This window comes from uncultured Ralstonia sp. (genome assembly GCA_913056305.1).
In the GTDB taxonomy this organism is placed as follows: Bacteria; Pseudomonadota; Gammaproteobacteria; order Burkholderiales; family Burkholderiaceae; genus Ralstonia.
The window spans coordinates 1-2,195 of sequence record CAJXMR010000402.1; the positions used below are offsets into that span (position 1 = coordinate 1).

Sequence of the window (2,195 nt, forward strand, 5' to 3'; positions counted from 1 at the left end):
CAAGCAGCATCGCCCGCTCATCCAGGTGCAGTCCGACCTCACGCCGATGACGGTGCGTCTGCCGGCGCCGCTCAACAAGGCCGCCGGGCAGCCGTTGCCGGTGCGTTTCGAGATGCAGCCGCTGGCTTCCAACAACGCCATCGACGAAATCGTTTTGCAGGTCGGCAATATCGTCAGTGCGCGCTACGAGCAACGCAGCACGGGCAACGGCGTCGAGGTGCTGCGAGGCGGGATCGGCGTGCGGCAACCGGTGCCGCAACCGCAGGAGGGCGTGCAGGCCAACCTGGCGCTGGATCAACTGGACATCGACGCCTGGCGCCATGTCTTTGCCGCACCCGCCGCAGACAAGAGCGCCGGCCAGATTGCCGCCGAACATGCCACCAATGCTCCAAACGCCTCCGACAGCCACAGCGCGTATCTGCCCAGCCACCTGAGCGCCCGCGCGCAAACGCTGCGCATCCTGGGCCGCGACTTCAACGCCGTGCGCATCGATGCGACGCGCGACGGCCCCAACTGGCAATCGACCATCGATTCGCGCGAGATTGCAGGCAGCGCGCGCTGGCACGCCGAAAGCGCCGCCGTGCCCTTCGGCGAGCTGACGATGCGCCTGTCGCGCATGAGCATCCCAGACGCCAAGGAAGAGACGGCGCTCACCGAATCGCTGGCCAGCAGCTCGCAGGAAATTCCATCGCTCGACCTCGTCGCCGACAAATTCGACCTACGCGGCAAGGCGCTCGGCAAGCTGGAGATCAAGGCGCGCAGCCAGATCACCGACGGCGCGCCGGTGTGGACGCTGGAGACGCTCAAGATCGAGCAGCCGGCCGCCACGCTCACCGCCCAGGGCACGTGGCGCATCCCGCGCCGCCTGCACGGCAGCGATGACCCCGAGCGCCGCACCCTGCTCGACTTCCACCTCGACCTGCGCGACTCGGGCGAGCTGCTGCAGAAGATGGGCTTCGCCAAGGTACTCGACGGTGCCAAGGGCAAGTTCGAAGGCCGCGTGGTGTGGCGCGGCTCGCCCATGTCGCTCGATCTGCCCACGCTCAACGGCCGCATGGCGCTGAACCTGGAACGCGGCCAGTTCCTGCCGGTCGATCCGGGCCTGGCCAAGCTGGCCGGCGTGCTGAGCCTGCAGGGGCTGCTGCGCTTTGCCACCGACCTGCGCGGCGCCACCGGACGCGGCACGCCGTTCGACAGCGTGGAGGCCACCGGCACCATCGCCAACGGCGTCGCGCGCACGGAGGATTTCTCCGTCAAGGGCCCGCAGTTCCAGGTGGCGATGCAGGGCTCGGCCAACATCCTCGACGAGACGCAGGACCTGCACGTGAACGTGACGCCCAAGGTGAACGCCACCTCGGCCTCGCTGGCAGCCGCCTTCATCAACCCGGCCATCGGGCTCGGCACGCTGGCGGCCCAGCTGCTCCTGGGCGACCAGATGTCCAAGGCGTTCGCCACGCAGTACCACATCACCGGCAAGTGGGCCGACCCGAAGATCGACAAGGTCGCCGCGAACTTGGGCAAGCCTCCGGAGAACCATCCGGGCACCAAACCGGAAACCTCGGCAAAATAGGCGCCATGACTTCCACGACCGTCGCCCCCGCCCCCGCCGCATCCGGCCTGGATGCGCCCTTTAGCGCACCCTTCCGCGTGGCGGCCGTCCAGACCGTCACCGGCATCGACGTTGATGCCAACCTGGCGCGCGCCGATGCGCTGCTCGCCGAGGCGGCCGGCCAGGGCGCGCAACTGGCGCTGCTGCCGGAATACTTCTGCATGATGGGCCGCAAGGACAGCGACAAGGTCGCCATCCGCGAGGACGACCACGATGGCCCGATCCAGGCATTCCTGGCCGATGCCGCCCAGCGCCACAAGCTGTGGCTCGTCGGCGGCACGCTGCCGCTGTGGTGCGAGGACGAACAGCGCGTGCGCAACACGTCGCTCGCGTACAACCCGGCCGGCCAGCGCGTGGCCCGCTACGACAAGATCCACCTGTTCAACTTCGTGCGCGGCGAAGAGCGCTACGACGAGGCCCGCACCATCGAGCCGGGCGCCACGCCGGTGGCATTCGATGCGCCGTGCGGGCGCGTGGGTATGTCGGTGTGCTACGACCTGCGCTTTCCGGAGCTGTACCGGGCGCTCTCGGCGCAGGGCAACCTGAACTTGATTCTGATGCCGGCGGCCTTCACCTACGTGACGGG

General features: G+C 68.5%; 2 protein-coding genes. Both read left to right on the plus strand.

Translation table 11 applies throughout. The features are described 5' to 3' along the window. Positions 1-1,570, plus strand: a 1,570-nt coding sequence (locus tag QZ609_RS26575) for an AsmA-like C-terminal region-containing protein (RefSeq protein ID WP_295501542.1), incomplete at its 5' end; no start/stop codon positions are given. Positions 1,571-1,575: 5 nt separating this feature from the next. Then, on the plus strand, positions 1,576-2,195 hold a 620-nt coding region (locus tag QZ609_RS26580), incomplete at its 3' end, for a nitrilase-related carbon-nitrogen hydrolase (protein ID WP_295501544.1).